The organism is Arthrobacter sp. P1_B3 (assembly GCF_056406615.1).
Genome location: NZ_JBFTZV010000031.1, coordinates 24095 through 44244, shown reverse-complemented (window position 1 = coordinate 44244; position 20150 = coordinate 24095). Strand labels below are relative to the sequence as shown.

17 protein-coding genes are annotated in these 20150 nt (G+C 68.1%); 12 read left to right on the top strand and 5 right to left on the bottom strand.

Annotated features, from left to right (window positions below):
- Both AC1D2F_RS21445 and AC1D2F_RS21440 read left to right on the top strand, forming a co-directional pair.
- Window positions 1–1207: HNH endonuclease (locus AC1D2F_RS21445; protein WP_476967663.1), on the top strand; the 1207-nt coding region annotated here is incomplete at its 5' end.
- A gap of 242 nt (window positions 1208–1449) precedes the next feature.
- The gene (locus AC1D2F_RS21440) at window positions 1450–1833 is read left to right on the top strand and encodes a VOC family protein (RefSeq protein ID WP_229993254.1); all 384 of its coding nucleotides are present in this window, start codon (window positions 1450–1452) and stop codon (window positions 1831–1833) included.
- A gap of 223 nt (window positions 1834–2056) precedes the next feature.
- Here AC1D2F_RS21440 and AC1D2F_RS21435 read toward each other — a convergent pair whose 3' ends face one another.
- Entirely contained in the window at window positions 2057–4585 is a 2529-nt protein-coding gene (locus tag AC1D2F_RS21435) for a DNA gyrase/topoisomerase IV subunit A (RefSeq protein ID WP_364744471.1), read from the bottom strand.
- Window positions 4586–4652: 67 nt separating this feature from the next.
- On the opposite strand from AC1D2F_RS21435, the gene AC1D2F_RS21430 reads away from it, so the two are divergent.
- The 3 genes from AC1D2F_RS21430 to AC1D2F_RS21420 all read left to right on the top strand — a co-directional run bounded on the left by AC1D2F_RS21430 (window position 4653) and on the right by AC1D2F_RS21420 (window position 9507).
- Window positions 4653–7364: a bifunctional acetate--CoA ligase family protein/GNAT family N-acetyltransferase gene (locus AC1D2F_RS21430; protein WP_364744474.1), complete on the top strand. Its 2712-nt coding sequence runs from the start codon at window positions 4653–4655 to the stop codon at window positions 7362–7364.
- Window positions 7365–7466: 102 nt separating this feature from the next.
- Window positions 7467–8210 carry a DUF5998 family protein gene (locus AC1D2F_RS21425; RefSeq protein ID WP_229993257.1) on the top strand — a complete coding sequence of 248 codons (744 nt, stop codon included), beginning with the start codon at window positions 7467–7469 and terminating at the stop codon, window positions 8208–8210.
- Window position 8211: 1 nt separating this feature from the next.
- Complete coding sequence (locus AC1D2F_RS21420) at window positions 8212–9507, top strand: alkaline phosphatase family protein (RefSeq protein ID WP_229993258.1); 1296 nt, start codon at window positions 8212–8214, stop codon at window positions 9505–9507.
- Between the two features lie 64 nt (window positions 9508–9571).
- Here AC1D2F_RS21420 and sepH read toward each other — a convergent pair whose 3' ends face one another.
- Window positions 9572–10996: a septation protein SepH gene (gene sepH / locus AC1D2F_RS21415; protein ID WP_229993259.1), complete on the bottom strand. Its 1425-nt coding sequence runs from the start codon at window positions 10994–10996 to the stop codon at window positions 9572–9574.
- A 333-nt stretch (window positions 10997–11329) separates the two neighbouring features.
- Here sepH and AC1D2F_RS21410 point away from each other — a divergent pair, with 333 nt between their 5' ends.
- Entirely contained in the window at window positions 11330–11629 is a 300-nt protein-coding gene (locus AC1D2F_RS21410) for a DUF4193 domain-containing protein (protein WP_229993260.1), read from the top strand.
- A 71-nt stretch (window positions 11630–11700) separates the two neighbouring features.
- On the opposite strand, the gene AC1D2F_RS21405 is transcribed toward AC1D2F_RS21410, so the two are convergent.
- Window positions 11701–12186, bottom strand: a complete 486-nt coding sequence (locus tag AC1D2F_RS21405) for a DUF3093 domain-containing protein (RefSeq protein ID WP_229993261.1) — start codon at window positions 12184–12186, stop codon at window positions 11701–11703.
- A gap of 155 nt (window positions 12187–12341) precedes the next feature.
- Between AC1D2F_RS21405 and dut the strand changes: the two genes are divergently transcribed.
- The 4 genes from dut to AC1D2F_RS21385 all read left to right on the top strand — a co-directional run bounded on the left by dut (window position 12342) and on the right by AC1D2F_RS21385 (window position 15117).
- The gene (gene dut, locus AC1D2F_RS21400; protein WP_229993262.1) at window positions 12342–12860 is read left to right on the top strand and encodes a dUTP diphosphatase; all 519 of its coding nucleotides are present in this window, start codon (window positions 12342–12344) and stop codon (window positions 12858–12860) included.
- 265 nt (window positions 12861–13125) lie between these two features.
- On the top strand, window positions 13126–13857 hold the full coding sequence (locus AC1D2F_RS21395; protein WP_229993263.1) for a DUF3710 domain-containing protein: 732 nt from the start codon (window positions 13126–13128) through the stop codon (window positions 13855–13857).
- Window positions 13850–14305 carry a hypothetical protein gene (locus AC1D2F_RS21390; protein ID WP_229993264.1) on the top strand — a complete coding sequence of 152 codons (456 nt, stop codon included), beginning with the start codon at window positions 13850–13852 and terminating at the stop codon, window positions 14303–14305. Before AC1D2F_RS21395 ends, AC1D2F_RS21390 begins: the two co-directional genes overlap by 8 nt.
- Window positions 14302–15117: a DUF3159 domain-containing protein gene (locus AC1D2F_RS21385; protein ID WP_476967662.1), complete on the top strand. Its 816-nt coding sequence runs from the start codon at window positions 14302–14304 to the stop codon at window positions 15115–15117. The genes AC1D2F_RS21390 and AC1D2F_RS21385 overlap by 4 nt, the downstream gene beginning before the upstream one ends.
- An 83-nt stretch (window positions 15118–15200) precedes the next feature.
- Here AC1D2F_RS21385 and AC1D2F_RS21380 read toward each other — a convergent pair whose 3' ends face one another.
- Window positions 15201–15944: a potassium channel family protein gene (locus AC1D2F_RS21380; RefSeq protein WP_229993266.1), complete on the bottom strand. Its 744-nt coding sequence runs from the start codon at window positions 15942–15944 to the stop codon at window positions 15201–15203.
- The gene (locus AC1D2F_RS21375; RefSeq protein ID WP_229993267.1) at window positions 15945–16616 is read right to left on the bottom strand and encodes a potassium channel family protein; all 672 of its coding nucleotides are present in this window, start codon (window positions 16614–16616) and stop codon (window positions 15945–15947) included.
- 154 nt (window positions 16617–16770) lie between these two features.
- On the opposite strand from AC1D2F_RS21375, the gene AC1D2F_RS21370 reads away from it, so the two are divergent.
- Both AC1D2F_RS21370 and AC1D2F_RS21365 read left to right on the top strand, forming a co-directional pair.
- Window positions 16771–18747: an APC family permease gene (locus AC1D2F_RS21370; protein ID WP_229993290.1), complete on the top strand. Its 1977-nt coding sequence runs from the start codon at window positions 16771–16773 to the stop codon at window positions 18745–18747.
- Complete coding sequence (locus AC1D2F_RS21365) at window positions 18744–20141, top strand: class I SAM-dependent RNA methyltransferase (RefSeq protein ID WP_364744484.1); 1398 nt, start codon at window positions 18744–18746, stop codon at window positions 20139–20141. Before AC1D2F_RS21370 ends, AC1D2F_RS21365 begins: the two co-directional genes overlap by 4 nt.
- Window positions 20142–20150: the final 9 nt, after the last annotated feature.

Below are 20150 nucleotides of genomic sequence, written 5' to 3'. Positions count from 1 at the left end.
GCCCTCCGAGGAACTGCTGCGCCAGCTCCAGGGCGCCTTCATCCGCCGCCGGCGCCACGGCCTGCACCACCTCGAGATCTTCGCGACCACCGAACAGTTCGAACACCTCCTGACCGTCATGAACACCGCCACCAACCCCCGCACCGGCAACACCGGAACCTCCCCGGCCACGGACACCGCCGAGAGGTCCGCCGCCGGCGCCACTGCCGCCGGCGACGGTTGCTCAGCAGACACGGCGTTCGGTGACGGCTGGACTGCCGGCGCGGCCTCCGGTGACGCTTCGGTCGCCGGCGACGGCTGGGCCGCCGGCGCGGCCTCCGGTGACGCTTCGGGCGGCGACTGGGCCGCCGGCGCGGCCTCCGGTGAGGCTTCGGTCAGTGCTGCTGCCGCCGGGGCATCGGCCTGCGTATCCCGTGCCGACTACGMCCCGTCCGGTGCAGGCGCTTCKGCTTCCGACGTTTCGAMCGGTGCAGGCGCTTCGGCTGCCGCGACCAGCCCGGAGCACCAGCCCGGCCCCGGCGATGAGCCCGCCGCGGAWGAGGACCCCGCGCTGCCGGCCCTGGACCTCCGCTCCCGGGCCCAGAGGCTGCTCGACGGACTGGTCGGCGCGTGCAAGGTCGCCCTCGCCGCCGGAACGCTGCCCGCCGCCGGCGGGCTCCGCCCCCAGGTCATGGCGACCATCGACTACCGGGACCTGCTCACCCGGCTGCAGAACACCCCYGGCGCCACAGCAAACACCGGACAGCCCGGGACGGGCACCGGGACGGGTACCGGGGYGCTGCTGTTCACCGGGCCCGTCACCGCCTCCACGATCCGGAAGATCGCCTGCGACGCGGACATCATCCCGGTCGTCCTCGGCGGCGAGGGCCGGGTCCTGGACATCGGCCGCGCCTCCCGGGTCTTCCCGCCGCACMTCCGCAAAGCCATCACGGCCCGGGACCGGGGCTGCGCCTTTCCCGGCTGCACCATCCCCGCACCCTGGTGCGAGGCCCACCACATCACCTACTGGTCCCGCGGCGGGACCACCGGGACRGASAACGGRRYCCTGCTYTGCTCCCACCACCACCACGTGATCCACAAGGAACACTGGACCATCCGGCTCAAAACCGGGATYCCCTGGTTCATCCCGCCACCCCACCTCGACCCSCGCCRGCAACCCAGACGGAACCACTACTTCCGACCAGACGACCTCGTGACGGCCGCATGACCACGGCCCAGGCGGAGGTGACAAAGGCACCCCTGTACGGCTCCGCGACGGCTCCACGACAGCTAGACGGCGGTACCTGTGCAGTGACCGCCGCACCTCAGTCAGCAGTCCGCTGCACCGCGGACTGGCGTCCCGGCCATGCCGCCGGCGGCCGCGGGAAACGCCCTTCAGTTTCTCAGGTACGTGCGGCACGTGGAGGAGTATTATTCCTTCCGGGGGGCGGGCCTGGAAAGTGAATAGCCATGCTCAAGGACAAGCAAGTCGGCGCAGTGCTACCGGCAGCGGACATCGCCCGTGCACGGGATTTCTACCGGGATAAGCTCGGGCTCGAACCCGAAAACCCGGACGCCGAGGACAACCTGCAGTACAAATGCGGCGGAGGAACCGCGTTCCTGCTGTACCAGACGCCCAATGCCGGAACAGCCAAGAACACGCAGATCGGCTGGATGGTCGATGACGTGCCGGGCGCCGTTGCGGAACTCCGCGCCAAGGGAGTCGTTTTCGAGGAATACGATTTCCCGGGCCTAAAAACCGAGGGCGGCATCGCCACCACTCCGGACGGAAGCTCGGCCGCGTGGTTCCTGGACACGGAGGGCAACATCCTGAGCCTCGTCTCCCTGACCTAGCGCCTGGCCGGTGGATGCTGGCACGGCCTTGCCGGGACTGAGGTTGCCGGACACGGTGCCACGTCCCTGAGCCCGAAGACGGCGAACGGACAGAGACCCCGGGCAGGCGGCCCGAACACAACCCAAGGTCACGAGGCCTGGCCGGATCGCGAAAGCGTTTCCGGCCGGGCCTCATGCAACCCCCGGGCCTCGTGCATCCCCGGGGCTTCGTGCGTGCCCGCGGCTACGGGTCGGTGCCGGCTTCGGGTTCCTCTGACCACGCCATGCTGGGTCCAATGGCGTCGATCGCCTGGGACAGCGGGATTCCGGAGCCGTCGCGGCGGCCGTGCTCGCCGGGCAGTGAGCGGGCCACACCGGCGAGTGAGGAAGCCTTGGCCGGACCGTGACCGGCCCAGCCGAGGAGGAGCGTGTCCTCGCCCTTGAGGAAGCGGTGTGCCCGCACCCCGGCAGTGGCCCGGCCCTTGACCGGGTATTCGGCCAGGGCGGTGACCTTCGCAGCCCCGGGGGCCGTGCCCGGTAGGGCGCCGTCCGTCCCCGCGATGGTCACGACGACGGCGGCGGCGTCCGCGGGACTGGCGGCCCCGAAGAACATCACCCGGTCCCCGGCGGCCAGCTTGATCCCGGCCATGCCGCCCGCTGTCCGGCCCTGCGGGCGGACGGCGGAGGCACTGAACCGCAGCAGCTGGGCCTGGCGCGTGATGAAGACAAGGTCGTCGTCGTCGGACCCGGCGGGTGCAACGCCCACCACGGTGTCTTTGTCCTTGAGCGCGATCACTTCCCAGTCCTCGCGGTTCAGCGGATAGTCCGGCTGCACCCGCTTGACCACTCCCTGGGCGGTTCCGATCGCGAGGACCTGGTCCAGCGGCGCGAAGGCCATAAGCGACTCGCCCTTGAGGAGCGTGATGAAATCCTTGGCCGGTACGCCGCCGGCCATGTTCGGCGTGCCCGAAGTCGGCGGCAGCACGGGCATGTCCATGACCTGCAGGCGCAGCATGCGGCCCTGCGAGGTCACTGCTGCGATCTCGCCGCGGGCGGTGGTCTTGACCACGGAGGAGAAAACGTCATGCCGGGTCCGCGGACCGGCCTCGGCCAGGCTGTCCTGGCTGGCGGTGCGGGCGATCTGGCCGGACACGGTGAGGATGGCCCAGCAAGGATCGTCCGCGATCTCAAGGGCCAGCGGTGCGGCCTTGCCCTTGGCCCCGGTGGCTGCACCAACTGCGGCTGCCACGGTGGGGGAGACGGCCTCGGATTCCAGCAGCACGGTCCGGCGCGGTGTGCCGTACTTCTCAGAGATCTCGCCGAGCTCGTCCGACACGAGGGTACGGAGCAGCGCAGGGGAGCCCAGGATAGCCTCCAGCTCGGCGATCTCCCGGCGGAGCTCCTCCTGCTCCTTCTCCAGCTCGACCCGTGAATATTTAGTCAGCTGCCGCAGCCGCAGTTCCAGGATGTAGTTGGCCTGGATCTCGGAGAGATCATAAATGGACATCAGCCGCGTCCGGGCCGCGGCAACCTCGTCGGAGGACCGGATGATCTGGATGACCTCGTCGATGTCCACGATCGCGACCAGGAGGCCCTCGACCAGGTGCAGGCGGTCTTTCTTCTTGCCCAGCCGGAAGGCGGTGCGGCGCCGGACAACATTGATCCGGTGGTCCACGTAGACCGAGAGTAACTGGAGCAGCCCGAGGGTCTGCGGCTGGCCGTCGACCAGGGTGACGTTGTTGATGCCGAAGGAGTCTTCCATCGGGGTGTAGCGGTAGAGCTGCTGGAGCACGGCTGTGGGATTGAAGCCGTTCTTCAGCTCAATGACCAGGCGCAGGCCGTGCTTGCGGTCCGTGAGGTCCACGACGTCGCTGATGCCGGTGAGCTTCTTGCCGTTGACGGCGTCCTTGATTTTCTCGATCACCTTCTCCGGGCCCACCATGTACGGCAGTTCCGTGACCACCAGGCCGGTGCGGCGGGCCGAGAGCTGCTCGATGTCCACCTTTGCCCGGGTCTTGAAGGAGCCGCGGCCCGTGGCGTAGGCGTCGCGGATGCCGTCCAGGCCCACGATCCGGCCGCCGGTGGGCAGGTCCGGGCCGGGGACGAACCTCATGATGTCCTCAAGAGTGGCGTCCGGGTTCTCAATCAGGTGCCGGGCGGCGGCGATGACTTCCATGAGGTTGTGCGGGGCCATGTTGGTGGCCATGCCGACGGCGATGCCCGTGGCGCCGTTCACCAGCAGGTTGGGGAACGCGGCCGGCAGCACCTCCGGCTGGGTCAGCTGGTTGTCGTAGTTGGGAACGAAGTCGACGACGTCCTCGTCGAGGTGGTCCGTGAGGGTCAGGGCCGCGGCTGCCAGCCGGGCTTCCGTGTAGCGGGGGGCCGCGGGGCCGTCGTCGAGCGAGCCGAAGTTGCCGTGCCCGTCGATCAGCGGCAGCCGCAGGGAGAAGTCCTGGGCCATGCGCACCATGGCGTCGTAGATCGCGGCGTCGCCGTGCGGGTGCAGCTTGCCCATGACCTCGCCCACCACGCGGGCGCTCTTGACGTGGCCGCGGTCCGGGCGCAGCCCCATGTCGGACATCATGTAGAGAATGCGCCGCTGTACGGGCTTCAGCCCGTCGCGGGCGTCCGGGAGGGCCCGCGAGTAGATCACCGAATAGGCATACTCGAGGAACGAGCCTTCCATCTCGGACGTGACATCGATATCGACGATGTTCTCGGTGAAATCCTGACTGGCTTCCCCTGCCGGGGGCGTGGTTTGGCGGCGTGCCATAAGGCTGGTGGATCCTTCTGAGGGGTGCTGAACGGGTACTGCGTAAGTTTATGACTAGGCTAAGCCTATGGTGGATCAGCCGGCGGACGGCGTATATCCGGAATATTGGGAAGCCGATGTTGTCCTGCGCGACGGCGGCACAGCGCATGTGCGCCCCATCCACCCCTCCGATGCAGACGCGGTCCAGGCCTTCCACGTGGGCCAGTCCCAGAAGTCCATCTACATGCGCTTCTTCGCCTTCAAGTCCAAGCTTTCCAGCAAGGAACTCAAGCGCTTCACCGAGGTGGACTTCAAGGACCGGGTGGCCCTGGTGATCACCATTGGCGGCGAGATCCTGGGCATCGGCCGATACGACCGGCTGAATGACCCGGCGGAGGCGGAGGTCGCCTTCAACATCGCCGACGCCCACCAGGGCCGCGGCATCGGCTCGATCCTGCTCGAACACCTCGCCGCCGCCGCCCGCGAGAACGGGATCCGCAAGTTCAGCGCCGAGGTGCTCCCGGAGAACCGCAAGATGCTCATGGTCTTCTCCGATGCCGGCTACGACGTCAAACGGCACTTCGACGACGGCGTGGTCAGCCTCGAGTTCAACATCGACCCCACCGACAAGTCCCGTGCCGTGATGGAATCCCGCGAGCACCGCGCCGAGGCCCGCAGCATCCAGGAACTGCTCGCCCCGTCGTCCGTGGCCGTGATCGGAGCCAGCCGCAAATGGGGCACCGTGGGCTACCAGCTCCTCGAGCATGTCATCGAAGGCAGGTTCAGCGGCCCGGTCTATGCGATCAACCCGGAGGCCCTGGAACTCGCCGGCATGCTCTCCTTCGCCCGGCTCTCCGACGTGCCCGGCCCGGTCACGCTCGCCATCATCGCGGTCCCGTACGACGAGGTCCCCAAAGTGGTCCAGGAATGCGCCGCCGCCGGAGTCAAGGGGATCGTCGTGGCCACCTCCGGGTACGCGGACGACGGCGAACGCGGCCTGGCCCGCCAGCGCGAACTAGTGCGGCAGGCCCGCGCCAACGGCATGCGCGTGATCGGTCCGGCGTCGCTGGGCATCGTCAACACCAACCCGGCCGTGTCCCTCAACGCCTCGATGGCACCGGCCCTGGCCCGCCGCGGCGGGCTGGGGCTGTTCAGCCAGTCGGCTGCGATCGGCGTCTCCCTCTACGCCGCCTCCAGCCGCCGCCGGGTCGGCATCTCGACCTTCCTCTCCGCCGGCAACCGGGCCGACGTCTCCGGCAACGACATGATGCAGTACTGGGAGGACGACGCCGACACCACGGCGGTGGGCCTGTACCTGGAATCGATCGGCAACCCGCGCAAGTTCTCCCGGCTGGCCCGCCGCCTGGCCCGGACCAAGCCGGTGATTGTGGCCAAGTCCGACGCCATGGGCCTGAACCTGCCGCCGGGGCACGCCGTCCGCACCACCCAGGCGCCCCCGGAAGCACTGGACGCCATGATGCGGCAGGCCGGCGTGATCCGGGTCGAGACTATCGAAGAGCTCATGGACGTCGCCCAGATCGTGTCCAGCCAGCCGCTGCCCAAGGGCGCCGGGATCGCCGTTTTCAGCAACTCGAGCGCCTTGGGCAAGGTGGTCGCGGACAGCGCCGCCCGCCAGGGGCTTGGGGTGGAGCGGATTGTTGCCGACGTTGACCTCGATGCCGGCATGTCCCGGGCGCTGCCGGCGCTGCGGCGGAGCCTGCAGGAAACCCTCACCGCGGACACTGTGCATGCGGCGGTGGTGGCGTTGCTTCCGGCGCGCGGTCTCACGGTCGAAAAGATCGCGGGCGTGCTGGCCGAATGCTCCGCGGCGGCGGGCAAACCGGTGGTTGCTGCCTTTAGCGGAATTCTTGATCCCTCCATTTACGTGGAAGGCATGGTCGGCGCCGAACCGGAGCAACCACACCAGCTCCTGCTGGCTCCACCTGTTCCGTGCTACTCCAACCCGGGTGCGGCGGTGGCGGCCCTGGCCGCCGTCGTGCGTTACGCCCAGTGGCTGGACCGGGATCAGGGCCTGTTCGTGGAACCCGAAGGGTGCCACCCGGAGGCTGCCCGGGCGGACCTGGAGCAGCTGCTGCGCAATGTGGGCGGCGAGCAGCTCGTCCGGCTGGACCAGGACACGGCCGCGCGGCTGCTGGGCCACTACGGCATCCGGCTGGTCCCGTCCGTCGGGTTCGAGACGGCGGAGGAGGCCGTGGCAGCGGCCGAGCAGCTCGGCTGGCCCGTGGCGCTGAAGACCACGGATCCGGCGCTGCGGCACCGGCTGGACCTCGGCGGCGTGCGGCTGGACATCCAGGACGCCGATTCATTGCGGGACAACGTGCACCAGATGCGCAAGTCGCTCGAGCGGTACGGCTCCCCGTCCCTCGAAGTGCAGACGATGGTGCCCGTGGGGCAGGCCTGCACCTTCCGTGCCATTGAAGATCCGTTGCTGGGGCCCGTGATCTCCTTCGGCCTGGCCGGCGACGCCGTGAACCTGCTCGATGACTGGGCCCACCGCGTGCCGCCGCTCTCCGGCTCCGACGTCCAGGACTTCATCCGGGCGCCCCGGGCGTCGCGGAAGCTCTTCGGGTACCAGGGCCTCCCCGCCGTAGACGTCACGGCCCTGGAGGATCTCGCCGCCCGCCTCACCAGGCTCAAGGACAACCATCCGGAGATCGCGCTGGTGCACTTCAATCCCGTCCTAGCCGGGCCCGACGGCGCCTCGATCCTTGCCGCCGACGTCAGGATCGCGAACGCCGCCCAGCGGACGGACAGTGCGCGACGGGCGATGCGCAGCTAGGCCCGTTGTTGCGGGTCCGGCCCGGTCAGCCGCCTCAGCCGACGCCCGCGTCCGGGGCCGTGCAGTTAGCAAGTCCCCAGCCGATCTGTGAAAATGGAGACTATGAGCTCCCAGCCTCCAACACCCAAGCCCCTGGCGACCGCCCCCGCACGCCAGACCGCGCACCACCACGGCCTCCATGACCACAGTGCGCAGGGCCAGAGCCTGGAAGGGTCGCTCCAGCAGGCCGGTTTCTATCCCCGGCTCGTGGCTGACGTCGTCGCCGATGCCCTGGATGGCCGCGACTGCGTGGCCCATCTGGTGCATCTTGAGACCCACTTCGACCGCGCCGAGGTCCGCCGCCATATCACTGTCCTGGTGTTGACCGAGGACATGCTGGTCATCACCCACGTCGATGACCAGCAGCTCGATGATGCCGGTGAGCAGACCGTTGCCCAGGTGTCGACCGAGTCCGTCCCCGTCACCCAGATCCGCTCGGTGGTCCTGAGCTACGTCTACGCCCAGCCGCAGGACTACAAGCCCTCCGACCCTGTCCGGGAGCTGACGCTGTCCATCGCGTGGTCCGGCGGCCAGCGCCTCGATATGGGCCCGGCCAGTTGCGGGGACCCGCAGTGCGAGGCCGACCATGGCTACAGCGGCACCATCGCGCAGGAAGACATCGTCCTGCGGATCAGCGCCGAAGCGGACGGTCTGCAGGCCGTGCAGGACGCCAAGCTATTCGCCCGTGCCCTGCGCGCAGTGAACACCGGCTCCGCCGCCCCGGTCCCGCACAACGGGCCCGGCCTGCCGCCCCGCCCGCGGATGGGTGTGTTCGGGAACCGCCTCAGCCGCGGCCACCAGCGCTGACATGGCTGACCTCCGTCAGCCCGCGTCTGCCCAAGATCAGCTTCCAGAGCCGCTGCTAAGTCCCTCGCCAGCCGCCGCCGGTGCTGCCTTGCCCGCCCCGTTGGCCGCCGGCGTCGGTCAGTCCCCGCTCCCGGCCGCTCCGGCGTTTGGGCACCGCTCCATCGCCGAGGTGCTGACCAGCGCGGCGGCGAGCCTGGGTGTCCCGGGATTCGAAAACAAACTGAATCTTCCGCCCGCCAAACGCGTGTGCGTGGTGCTGGCCGACGGACTGGGCCGCAGCCTGTTGAAGCAGAAGATCGCCCACACCCCGTTCCTGCGCACCCTCGTGCAGGCCGGCCAGGGCCAGGTGCCCGTGGCGCTGGACTCGGCCTTCCCGTCCACCACCGCGGCATCCCTCGCCAGCTTTGGCACCGGACTGTCGGCGGGCCAGCACGGCATGGTGGGCTACGACGTCCTGGACCCGGATCAGGACCGGGTAGTGAACATGCTTGGCAACTGGGACGCCGGCGTGGACCCGCGGACGTGGCAGCCGTTCCCCACCGTTTTCGAAAGGGCCGCGGAGCACGTCGATGTCACGACCGTCAGCCTCCCGCAGTTCAGCACCTCGGCTATGACCGAGGCCGCGCTCCGCGGAGGTCGTTTCATCACCGGAACCACATCGCACGCCCGGACCGAAGCGGCCGCCGAGGCCATGGCCGGCGCCGGGCCCTCGCTGATGTACTTCTATGTCAATGAGCTCGACAAGGCCGGGCACCGCCACGGCTGCCAGTCACCGCAGTGGGAGCACCAGCTCGAAGAACTCGATGCCACGGTGCGGCGGCTCCACGCCACGCTGCCGGCCGGCACCACCGTGCTGCTGACGGCGGACCACGGCATGGTGGACGTGCCCGAGTCGCAGCGGATCGACTACTCCGCGGAGCCGGCGCTCCTGGCCGGTGTCCGCCACACCGCCGGGGAGCCGCGGATGGTCCACCTGTACCTCGAGGATGGAAGGGACGACGCCGCCCGCGCCCGCCTGCTGGCAAACTGGCGGTCCCGTTTCGGAGACAGAATATGGGCCTTCACCCGTGAGGAAGCGATCGCGGGCGGGCTGTTCGGTGACGTGCGGGCCGAGGCCGCCTTGCGGATCGGTGACATCATGATCGCGGCCCGGGACTCGCTGGCGCTCTACGATACGCGCAGGGTCCGGCCCACTGCCTTGGAGGTGGTGGGCCAGCACGGGTCCCTGACGAAAGCCGAGCGGGAAGTGCCGCTGCTCTACTTCCAGGCTGATGGCAAGAAAGCGCCGCGCGGCTGACTGGCCGGTTTCCCGGCGGGTCGCAGCCGTTCGTAGGCGTTCCTGGGCGTCATGACTGACGCCCTTATTGGTCGTTGCGGGTTCCGAAGACGATTTCGTCCCAGCTGGGAACGCTGGACCGCTTCGGCTTGGCCGGCTGGCGCTCCGGCTGCTCGGTGCCGGCGTCGTTCCGGGTAGTGCCGTGGGACTCGCGGTGCTGACGCCGGGATGATCCGCCGCCGATCAATTCATCCAGGCCCGGGCTTGCGGTGGGGGCTTTGCCCGCCGGGCGCAGCTGCGAGGCCGCGATGGTGACTTCCCGGGTCTCGGTGCTGACGCCGTCGTGCAGTCTCAGGGCATCGTCCTCCTCCGGGAGGCGCGGAGCGAGGCTCAGGCGGGAAAGCATTGACGGCCTTCCATCGCGGCGCCGGGCGAAGGCATCGGTTTCCGACGGGGCTGCGGCCTCCAGGGCCGGAACCTCTGGCTGCCCGGGTTGGATGAGGGCAGCGTCAGCTTCGGCAGGGTCGGGTTCGTCGGCCGCAGCGGCTTCGGAGATGGACTGCGGTTCCGTCGCCTGTGGAACCTCGGGCGCCTCGGGCACCTCTGCCGGACGGGGGTGGGCCGCGGGAACGCCAGTGGTCAGGAGCGTGGCCAAGGCGTCATCCGCGTCCTCGTCCACCCCGATCCGCTGGCCGCGGCGGGAACGCAGCATGTCCAGCAGCCCGTCGGCGTCCTGTTCCTGGTGGATCCTGTCCTGCTGAAGAAGCATCTGGTGAATAATGCTGTGCTGGCCGGTCGCTGTGCGGGCTGCGGCCTCGGCATCGGTTTCAAAGTCAAAGGGCCGGTCGGAGACGGCCGTGAGGCGCCGGGCCGGCACGGGACCCTCGAGCGGCTCGAGTTCGCTCAGTTGCTGGGCCCAGCGGTTAGCGTTTTGCAGGGACTTCCGGGCGGGGTGGAAGGTCCACATGGCCGGCGGCTCCTCGCCGATCCCGGCCGGACCGCCGGGCTTGGGCTCGAAGCGGGCCACCACGTTCCAGCTGCCGTCGGGACGTCGCCAGGAATCCCACTCCAGCGTTGAGGGTTCGACGCCGTAAGCCCTGAGGCGGTGCTCGACCATGTCGCTGAGCGACGCCGGGTTTTCACCGAACACGGAGCGGTAGACGTCGTGGCCCGGGGCGGGGGAGGCAACCTCCACCTTGCGGGCCTGCTGGGCGATGTACTCGCGTTCGGCCAGGACTGGGCCCTCATAGCGCTGGACTTTCTCCAGCGGAATTCCGGACAGCTCCGCCACCTCGGCGGCGGTGGCTCCGTTGCGAATCCTGGTCTGGATGTCGCGCGGAGACATGGCAATAGGGGCTGCGGCCGCGCTGGACGCGGACTTCGCCGACATCCGGCTGGCTGCCACCCTAAGTGCTTCATCGATCGGCAGCTGGAACATCTCGCCGCCGGTGCCACTCAACAGGAGATGCTCTCCGTCGTCGTGGACGCCTACAAGCCGTAGATCCTGCATACAAATCCTCCACCCTGGCATTGCTAACAATCGAAACTCTGCCACCAGCGGGACACATTTCGGGTTAGGACGGCAGGCGCGCCGTGATTTTCCGCGACTTTCCGCGTCTTTCCGCCGGTTTTGGCCGGTGTGCGGAAGAGATCGTGGGAAGGGGACCGGCGGGCTCTGGCATTCGGGAGGCGCTTAAGCAAAAATGACCCGACACCGGGCACAAAAACCGCATGTCCGGCGTTGACATCGGTGAACCGCTCCCGGAGCCCAGGGTTACCATCCCGACGGGCCAACCTGGAGCGGCGAATCAATCGAACGAATGCGGAGTGTGAGCAACAAATAATGGCGACTGATTACGATGCGCCGCGTAAGACCGAAGAAGACCTCAGCGAGGATTCGATTGAGGCTCTGAAGGCGCGGCGTACGGAGAAGCCTTCCGCAGTGGTGGATGAAGATGAGTCCGACCTCGCCGAAGGCTACGAACTTCCCGGCGCTGACCTGTCCGGGGAGGAACTGCTGGTCCGGGTCATGCCCGCCCAGGCAGACGAATTCACCTGTGCCTCCTGCTTCCTCGTCCGCCACCGTTCGCAGATTGCCCGCGAAAAGGACGGCCTTAAGTACTGCAGGGATTGCGAGGGCTAGGCAGGCGGCAGCCCTGATCAGGAACCCGGATATCAAAACCCTGTGCCCGGCGGGTAGGAGGCGGAGAGGAACTAGGAGTTGAGCGCGGCGATAAGTTGCTCCGGGTGGCGGGTGGACGTGAGCCAGTACGGGGTGCGATCCGAAGGGTCCTCGATCTCGATCCGGACCACCGGATCCACCCAGCCGCGGATACACAAGAACGCCAGCCCATTGAGCCGCGTGCCCCGTTCCGCCGTCGCTTCCTTGCCCCGGAACGCCGTGGCCTTGCCCAGGAACCCGCGTTCAATCGAGGCCCGGCCCACCTTCAGAGTGGTCCTGGTGACAGTGATTGACGGCGTGGACAGCACCAGCAGCACGGAAATGACGACGAAGAGCACGATCGCCGCGGTAATGCCGGCCCAGATGCTGATGGGTGCCAGCATGAGGATCCCTGCGCTGGAGAACCCTGCCGACACCAGCCAGATCCAGAAGTTCGGCCAGAGCTTCTCGGCGTAAAGGACAGTGGAGTCGCTCGGGGCGTTCTTTGGTGCAGGCGCAGCTGCGCTGGATTCGGGCATAAGCACAGCTTTTCATCTTTCCCGGGGTATTTCATCTCGGCCCCACGGCCGGCTCCAACGCCGCATCGAGCCCGCTCCAATCCCGTGGGCGGCGTGCGCGGGCAGGCCAGCGGCGGCTAGGACGATGATCCCTACGGGAGTTAGAGTGAGGGACTGTGACTGAAGAAAACACCGCCGTCGCCAGTGCCGCATTGACGGCCAGCGACGCAGCCTACGGAACGCCCACCTTGACGGTACAGCTGAAAATGCTCGACGACGGGCTTGAGCCGCCGTCGTATGCACACCCGGGGGACGCCGGCGCCGACCTTCGCGCCCGCGAGGACGTCGTCCTCGCACCGGGGGAGCGCCGCCTCGTTCCCACGGGCGTCTCGATTGCGCTCCCGGATGGCTTCGTTGCGCTGATCCACCCCCGGTCCGGCCTCGCCACCAAGCACGGACTGACAGTTGTGAACGCCCCTGGCACGGTAGACGCCGGCTACCGCGGAGAAATCGCGGTGACACTGCTCAATACGGACCGGGAGGAAGCGATCGAGCTCCGTCGCGGCGATAGAATTGCACAGATGGTCATTCAGCGTGTGGAGTACGCCAGATTCCTCCCGGTCGAGGAGCTCGACGGCTCGGTTCGCGGCGGGGGCGGCTTCGGCTCGACCGGCGGTTTCGGCGGACCGGCCTGAGCGCAGGCCCGGCCTGGCCACGGGAGCCGTTCAGGGTTTGCCGTGCCACACAGGCGTTAAAGCAATACAGGCACTAAAGCAACACAGACACCCAAGCAACACAGGCACTGAAGCAATGAGACACGGAAGCAAGGCAGGCGCTGAGGCAAGATCAGCGGTGCAGAAAAAAATGAGCAGGCGGCCGCAGGGTAGCGGGCGGCCACGCGGACAGGCGCCAGGACGGCGCCGGGCGGCGGCACAGGATCACAACTGAAGGAGACACCCCATGGTTTTTGGGCGCGGCAGGAAAGCCAAGCAGGAGCAACCGACAGAGCCGGGCGAGGCCACGGAAGCTGCTATTGACGCCGCCGCGACGCCGGCCGGGAACGCAGCCAAAACCGCCGGCCGGGCCGCGACCGGTCCCTTCGACGTCTCGGAAATCGACGACCAGGACGGGTACGTGGACCTCGGTGCGCTGCTGATCGCACCCCGTGAGGGACTCCAGCTCCGCCTGGAAGTTGAAGAGGCGAGCCAGCGCGTCGTCGCCGTCACCATGGACCTGGAAGGCTCGAGCCTGCAGCTGCAGGCCTTCGCCGCCCCCCGCTCCGAGGGCCTGTGGGACGAAATCCGTGAGCAGATCGGCCAGTCGGTCGGCAGCCAGGGCGGCCAGGTCGAGGAGGTTGAGGGCAGCTTCGGYACCGAACTCGTGGCCAAGCTTCCCGCCGGCGGCGCGGACGGCAGCCAGGGGTACCGCGTGGCCCGCTTCATCGGCGTCGACGGCCCGCGCTGGTTCCTCCGCGGCGTCTTCGGCGGCGAGGCAGCCCTGGACCGCGACGCCGCGGCCGGGCTGGAAGGGCTGTTCCGGCAGATCGTCGTGGTCCGCGGCGAGAACCCCATGCCGCCGCGCGATTTGCTCCAGCTGCGCCTGCCCAAGGACACCGCGGCCGCCCCGTCGCCGCAGGCGGCCCCCGAGTTCGAACAGCCCGAACGCGGACCGGAGATAACCCAGATTGGCTGATGCCGCCGGCAGGAAAGCCGCCGCCGCTGTGTCGGTCCGGGACCTGCCGGACCGCGGGCGGGTGCTGTGCCATGGCTTCATCGAGTCCGTCACGTACATGCCCGCCAACCAGGTGGCATCCTTCATCGCGATCCTGATCGATCACGATACGCCCGCCCCCGTCACCCGCTTCCCGGGCCTGAGTGCCAAAGCCGGAGCCGGCGCCGGAACGGCCAGCAGCCTGCCCGCCAACGGCGTGTCCACCCACCGGGTGCGTCCCAGCGCGCAGCGCCAGCGGCCCACCGGGCCCAAGGAACGGCTGCGCGTCGTGTGGCTGGGCCGGCGCCGGATCCCCGGCGTCGACGCCGGAACGGAGCTCCGGCTCGAGGGCATGGTCACCATGCGCGACGGGCTGCCCACGATCTTCAATCCCCGCTACGAAATACTCTCCCGCCAGGAGGAGCAATGACCTTGCCAGAACCCCCCGAGTTGGCCCCCCAGCGGGAAGACAGGGACACCGGCCGGCAGGAGCCGGGGGAAGCCGGGGGCGGCAACCGGGACATTTCCGAGCCCACCGCAGCCCAGCCCGCCGCAGCCCAGCCAAGCGTCGCCCAACTTGCCCAGGACTACGCGGCCAAGGCCGGCCTGCACCGGTCGAGCAACGGCAACATCGACGTGCTCAAGAGCGCCGGCGGCATCCAGGGCATCGCCGAGAGCATCCTGCCGGGCCTCGTCTTCCTGATTGCCTTCACCATCGACAGGGAAAACCTGACGCTGGCTGTCATCGCTTCCCTGGCGGTGGCCGCCGCCTTTACCGTGGCACGGCTTCTCCAGCGCAAACCGCTGACGCAGGCGCTGGCGGGTTTCATCGGCGTCGGACTCTCCGCATGGCTGGCCACCTCGACCGGCAAGGCAGAGAACTTCTATGTTTTGGGGTTCTTCACCAACATCGGCTACATCCTGGCCATGTCCATCTCCGTGTTCGTGCGCTGGCCGATCGCCGGCTTGCTCTTCGGCTTCATCCGCAACGAGGGCCTGGAATGGCGCAAGGACCCGAAACGGGTCAGGGCCTACAGCATCGGCACCTGGGTGATAGTTTCCGTGCTGGTCCTGCGGCTCGTGGTGCAGGTGCCGCTGTACTTCATGGGGGAGCAGGGCTTCGCCKCCCTCGCCACCACCCGGCTCCTCATGGGCGCCCCGCTCTACATCCTCGGCATCTGGATTGCCTGGCTGCTCACCCGGCCGGCCCCGGTGCCCGCCGGAGCCAAAGAGCCCAACTGACCTGATGCGCTATCAGTTATGGCCGTTTCCCAGCCTTGGGAACGGCCATAACTGATATCGCAACTATTGAGAGCGGAACCGCCCTAGCCGTCGAACCCGTCGTCCGCGGCCGGCTGGGTGCCGTGGCGGTGCTGGTCCGAGGTCACCGGGTGCTGGTCCTCAAGCGGGGATTCGGGTGCCAGCAGGGCGCGGAGTTCGTCCTCGGCCGCGATCGTGGTGACAAAGAACAGTTCGTCGCCGCCGTCGATCACGTCGTCGCGGCTCGGCGTGATGGGCGCCTGGTCCCGCAGGATCGCCACGAGAGTGGAGTCCTCGGGCCACTGGACATCGCCCACGGTCAGCCCGATCACATGGGAGTCGTGCGGGACAGTGAACTCCACGAGCGAGGACACTCCGGTCTGGAGCGTCAGCAGCCGGACGAGGTCACCGATCTCCACCGCCTCCTCCACCAGGGCGGTCATGAGCTGCGGGGTGTTGACCGCGACGTCGACGCCCCAGGAGTCATCGAACATCCAGTCGTTCTTGGGGTTGTTGACCCGGCCGACGGTGCGCCCGACGCCGAATTCTGTCTTGGCCAGCAGCGAGACGACGAGGTTGACCTTGTCGTCACCGGTGGCGGAGACCACGACGTCGGCGTCCTCGAGTTTGGCGTCCTGCAGGGTGCTCAGCTCACAGGCATCACCGACCAGCCAGTGCGCGCCGCGCAGCCCGCTGCGGCCGATGACCTCCGGCTTCTCGTCGATCAGCAGGATTTCGTGCTTGTGGGCCAACAGCTCGCGGGCAATCGAGGAACCGACGCTTCCGGCACCGACGATGACGACTTTCACTCAGGACTCCTTGGCGGGGGATTTGGCGAGAATATGGCCGATCTCGGAGCTCCGGTCCACGTTCAGCATGGCGTGGACGGTGTCGCCGTCCTGATATGACGTGCTGGCAGCGGGCAGCATGCCCTCACCGAACCGGGTCAGATACGCGATCCGGATGCCGGCCGCCTTCTCGATCGAGGAGATCGGGTGCCCGATCCAGTCGGGGTTAAGGTCAACCTCGGCGAGGACCAGCCGGCCCGAGGGCTCCCGGTAGTCGCCGGCGATGTGCTGTTCGGGCAGGATGCGGCGCAGTACCTGGTCGGCGCTCCAGCGGACCGCGGCGACCGTGGGAATGCCGAGGCGCTGGTAGATTTCGGCGCGGCCCGGATCGTAGATCCTGGCCACCACATGAGGAACGTGGAAGGTCTCCCGTGCCACCCGGGTGGCGAGGATGTTGGAGTTGTCGCCGCTGGAAACGGCGGCGAAGGCATAGGCTTCCTCGACGCCGGCCCGCTTCATCGTCTCGCGGTCAAACCCGACCCCGGTGACCTTCCGTCCGGAAAACCCTGTGCGGAGCCGCCGGAAGGCGCGGTCATCCTGGTCGATGATGGCCACCGAATGGCCGGCGTCCTCGAGCGTGTGTGCCAGGGTTGACCCGACACGGCCACAACCCATGATCACGAAGTGCGCCACATGGGCCTCCTCTTGGTTCTGCGTCTGATACTGCGTAAAACTCTACCGGCCACGCGGCGCCGGGAGGCCACGGCCACGGGGCGCCGGGCGACGACCTTGCGGACGCCAACTTCGCCGTCATGACATCGCGTCCGAATCAGACTAGTTTTGTGTGGTGCTGACAATTTTCAATGCCGTGAAGCGGGTGCTGGTAGGCAAGCCCTTCCGGAACGACCGTCTGGCCCACACCCTCTTGCCGAAGCGGATCGCGCTGCCCATTTTCGCCTCGGACGCTTTGTCCTCCGTGGCCTATGCGCCCGATGAAATCCTCCTGACCCTGGCCCTGGCCGGCGTGAGCGCAGTGGCCCTCTCGCCGTGGGTAGGTCTCGCCGTCATGGTGGTGCTCCTGACCGTCGTGGCCTCCTACCGCCAGAACGTCCACGCCTACCCCTCCGGCGGCGGTGACTACGAGATCGCCAACGTCAACCTCGGCAAGTATGCAGGCCTGACCGTGGCCTCGGCGCTGCTGGTTGACTACGTGCTGACCGTGGCCGTGTCCATGTCCTCGGCCGCGACGTACCTGACCACCGCCGTGCCCTCGCTGCACGGACAGCAGGCGGCGATTGCCACGATCGGCGTCATCATCCTGGCCCTCGTGAACCTGCGCGGCATCAAGGAAGCCGGCAGCGTTTTCGCCGTACCGACCTACATCTTCATGGCCTCCATCCTCGGCATGACCGCCGTCGGGGTTTTCCAGTCGGTAACCGGCCAGCTGGGGCAGGCGCCGTCGGCGGCGTTCGAGATCGTGCCGGAGCCGGGCTTCGACGAAGGACTCGTCGGGCTCGCCGGCGCCTTCCTGCTGCTGCGGGCCTTCTCCTCCGGCGCCGCGGCCCTGACCGGTGTCGAGGCCATCAGCAACGGTGTGCCCAACTTCCAGAAGCCCAAGAGCAAGAACGCAGCCACCACGCTGCTGCTGCTCGGCGTGATTGCCTCCGCCATGCTCGCCGGCATCATCTACCTGGCCAACGCCACCAATGTGCACATCGTGCTGGATCCGGCAACGGAATTCCTCCTGGACGGCAAACCGTTGGAGGAGGGGTACATCCAGAATCCGGCCATCAGCCAGATCGCGCAGACCGTCTTCGGCCCAGGCTCCATCCCGTTCTACATCGTGGTGGCCGCCACCGGCGTCATCCTGGTGTTCGCCTCCAACACGGCGTTCAACGGTTTCCCGGTGCTCGGCTCCATCCTGGCCCAGGACGGCTACCTGCCGCGCCAGCTGCGCACCCGTGGCGACAGGCTGGCCTTCAGCAACGGCGTCCTGGCACTGGCGGCAGGCGCCATCGTCCTGATCCTCGCCTTCAACGCCGACGTCACAAAGCTCATCCAGCTCTACATCGTGGGCGTCTTCATCTCCTTCACGATGAGCCAGCTGGGCATGATCCGGCACTGGGGCCGGGAACTGAAACTGTCCAAGGACCCCGCCGTGCGGCGGCGCATCATCAAGTCCCGGACCATAAATACGGTGGGCTTTTGCATGACCGCCCTGGTCCTGGTGATCGTCCTGATCACCAAGTTCACACAGGGGGCCTGGATCGCGCTGCTGGCCATGTTCGTGCTGTTCCTGATCATGTGGAGCATCCGGGCGCACTATGACAACGTGGCCAAGGAACTCGCCGTCGACGAGGACTCCTCGCCGCGCGCGCTGCCCACCCGGGTGCACGCCGTGTTGCTCGTCTCGCACGTGCGCAAGCCGGTCCTGCGCGCCCTGGCCTATGCCCGGGCCTCCCGCCCGTCGCGGCTGGACGCCATTACCGTGGACATCAGTTCCGAGGAGACCGAGGCGACTGTCGCGGACTGGGAGAAGCTCGAAATCCCGGTGCCCCTGACCGTGCTTGCCAGCCCCTTCCGCGAAACGGTGACTCCGATCATGGAGTACATCAAGAACATGCGCCGGGATTCGCCGCGCGACCTGATCGTGGTCTACATCCCGGAGTACGTCGTGGGCAAATGGTGGGAGCAGCTGGTCCACAACCAGACCGCGCTGCGCATCAAGACCCGGCTGCACTTCGAGCCCGGCGTCATGGTGTGTAGCGTGCCATGGCAGTTGAAATCGTCCGAAGAAGCCAAGAAACTGCAGGATATCCAATGACCCCCGACACCCGGACGCACGCCCACACCGATCTCGTCGTCGACGTCGGACCCGTCGCCCACGGCGGGCACTGCGTTGCCCGGCACGAGGGACGCGTCGTGTTCGTCCGGCACGGCATTCCCGGCGAGAGGGTCAGGGTCAGGCTCACCGACGACGGCCCCGCCGCCAAGTTCTGGCGCGCCGATGTGGTGGAGGTCCTGGAGCCCTCGCCGGACCGGGTGCCCCACTTCTGGGACCTCGCCGATTCCGCGCGCTCCTGGTCGCACCGGCATCCGCCCGTCGGCGGCGCCGAACTTGGGCACATTTCGCTGGCCCGCCAGCGCAGCCTCAAGGCCGACGTCCTGGCCGAACAGCTCAAGCGGCTGGCCGGCGTCGACCTTTCGCCCGCAGGGCAGATCACAGTCGAAGCCGTCGGCACGGCGGCCGGCGACGGCGGGGCCGGCGGCGCAACTGACGGCGCTGCTGGCGCCGCCGTGTCCGGCCTGGGCTGGCGGACGCGTGCCGGCTTTGCCGTGACGCCGGCGGGCAAGCTCGGCATGCACGCCCACCGCTCCGATGCCATCCTGCCCGTGCGCGAAATGCCGCTGGCCGTGGCGGGCATCAACGCCCTCCGGCTCTGGGAAATCGACCTGCAGGGCATCGAACGGGTCGAGGTCGCCGCCCCGGCGAACGGCTCCCGGCCGCTGGTGCTGCTGGTGCCCGCCCCGGGAACCCGGTCCAAGCGGCTCGGCGGCATCCTGGCCCAGCTGCCCGACGACGTCTCGGTGGCCAGCCTGGACCCGGCCACCGGCGAGGTGCTGCAGCTGCGCGGCCGTACCTATGTCCAGGAGTCTGCGGCGGGCCACGACTACCGGGTTACCGGCGACGGTTTCTGGCAGATCCACCGGGACGGCCCGGAGACGCTCGTCGGAGCCGTTACCGGCTTCCTGCACGACGGCGGCTACCTCGAGCCGGGCTCGGTGGTGGCGGACCTGTACGCCGGTGCCGGGCTGTTCACGGCACCGCTGGCCGATGCCGTGGGCGTGACCGGATCCGTGCTCTCGGTCGAGGGGGCACCCGGAACCAGCCGTGATGCACGCAAGAACCTGCACGACGCAGCCCAGGTGGAGATCGTCCAGGGCCGCGTGGAACGGGTGCTGCGGCAGAAACCGCGCAACTTCGACGCACTGATCCTGGACCCGCCGCGTGCCGGCGCCGGCAAAGCGGTAGTCAAGCAGCTGATCGATGCCGGTCCCCGGGCCATCGCGTATGTCTCCTGCGATCCGGCCTCGTTCGCCCGCGACCTCGGCTACTTCCGGCAGGGCGGCTGGGGGATGGCCGGGCTGCGTGCCTTCGACCTGTACCCGCACACCCATCACATGGAGACTGTGGCGTTACTGACTCCCCAACCGTGATGCCACTAG

Bases quoted from the DNA above. Each gene is read 5' to 3' on its own strand.
- AC1D2F_RS21440 (WP_229993254.1), top strand. From the start codon at position 1,450: ATGCTCAAGGACAAGCAAGTCGGCGCAGTGCTACCGGCAGCGGACATC.
- AC1D2F_RS21435 (WP_364744471.1), bottom strand. From the start codon at position 4,585: ATGGCACGCCGCCAAACCACGCCCCCGGCAGGGGAAGCCAGTCAGGAT.
- AC1D2F_RS21430 (WP_364744474.1), top strand. From the start codon at position 4,653: ATGGTGGATCAGCCGGCGGACGGCGTATATCCGGAATATTGGGAAGCC.
- AC1D2F_RS21425 (WP_229993257.1), top strand. From the start codon at position 7,467: ATGAGCTCCCAGCCTCCAACACCCAAGCCCCTGGCGACCGCCCCCGCA.
- AC1D2F_RS21420 (WP_229993258.1), top strand. From the start codon at position 8,212: ATGGCTGACCTCCGTCAGCCCGCGTCTGCCCAAGATCAGCTTCCAGAG.
- sepH (WP_229993259.1), bottom strand. From the start codon at position 10,996: ATGCAGGATCTACGGCTTGTAGGCGTCCACGACGACGGAGAGCATCTC.
- AC1D2F_RS21410 (WP_229993260.1), top strand. From the start codon at position 11,330: ATGGCGACTGATTACGATGCGCCGCGTAAGACCGAAGAAGACCTCAGC.
- AC1D2F_RS21405 (WP_229993261.1), bottom strand. From the start codon at position 12,186: ATGCCCGAATCCAGCGCAGCTGCGCCTGCACCAAAGAACGCCCCGAGC.
- AC1D2F_RS21365 (WP_364744484.1), top strand. From the start codon at position 18,744: ATGACCCCCGACACCCGGACGCACGCCCACACCGATCTCGTCGTCGAC.